We start from the raw sequence: 1,133 nt of genomic DNA on the forward strand, positions 1-1,133 counted from the left end.
TTGCTGCATCGCGAGAAAGGCGCTGGGCGGGTCCTGGAAAGTAACGGTCGCCGCACCCGGAATCACCTTGCGCACCAGCATCTCGGAGCTGGAGCCCTTGACCGCGCTGACGCGCTTGCCCGCAAGGTCCTTGAGAGTCGTGAAGCCGCTGTCCTTGCGCGCGGCGACCTTCTGCTCGCTCGCGAAGTACTGGTCGCTGAAGGCAATCTGCTCGGCACGCTCGGCGCTCCATCCCAGGTTGGCAATCACGGCGTCGACACGACCCTGCTGCAGTTCGGGGATGCGTGCAGCCACCGAGATGAGCTTCAGCTCCAGCTTGACACCCAGCGACTTGCTGAAGGTATCGGTCGCCTCGACGAAGCGCGCCTCGATCAGCACCTGGCGCACCGGCACGTCGAGCTTCTGCAGGAGGTCAGCCACCTGCGACAGCCGCGAGGGAATGTCTGTCACGAAGAGCTGGTTGGTGCGCACCTCGGCCAGCACGCTGCCGCGTGAACTCAGGATGCGGGTGGTCGAGCCCGAGCTGCCACCGCCGCCGCCGCTGCTTCCGGTACCGGTAAGGCCTTGCGCCACGGTGGCCGCCTTCGCATAGTTGAGCTGGAAGGACTGCGTGCGCAGCTGCTCCAGTCCCTGCAGCGTGGCCTGCGCCTCGTACTTGATCTTTTCCTTGGCGTTGAGCTCGTCTTCCGGCGCGATGCGCAGCACGCTGCCGCTCTTGCGCATACCGAGGTTCTTCGCCTCCAGGATGATCTCGAGCGCCTGGTCCCAGGGCACGTCCTTCAGGCGCAGCGTGAGCGTGCCGCTGACGGAGTCTGAAGTGACGATGTTGAAGTTGGTGAAGTCCGCAATCACCTGCAGCAGCGAGCGGATCTCGATGTTCTGGAAGTTCAGCGACAGCTTCTCGCCGCTGTAGCCCGAGCCTTGCGCGAGCTTGTTGGGGTTTTCCTTGCGCGGACGCACCTCCACCACGAACTGGCTGTTGCTCTGGTAGGCGCTGTGCTCCCATTCGCCGCGCGGGTCGATCACCATGCGCACGCGGTCGCCGGACTGCTGCATGCTCACCGACTGAACCGGCGTGCCGAAGTCGGACACGTCGAGCCGGCGGTTCAGCCCCTCGGGCAACGACGACTTGG

1 protein-coding gene is annotated in these 1,133 nt (G+C 65.0%); it reads right to left on the reverse strand.

Annotated features, from left to right (window positions below; all coding sequences use genetic code 11):
• A partial coding sequence (locus ACSFA2_RS25645; protein WP_435458145.1) for an AMIN domain-containing protein occupies window positions 1–1,133 on the reverse strand: 1,133 nt, incomplete at both ends.

Source organism: Variovorax cryoconiti (assembly GCF_051216395.1).
Classification (GTDB): Bacteria; Pseudomonadota; Gammaproteobacteria; order Burkholderiales; family Burkholderiaceae_C; genus Variovorax.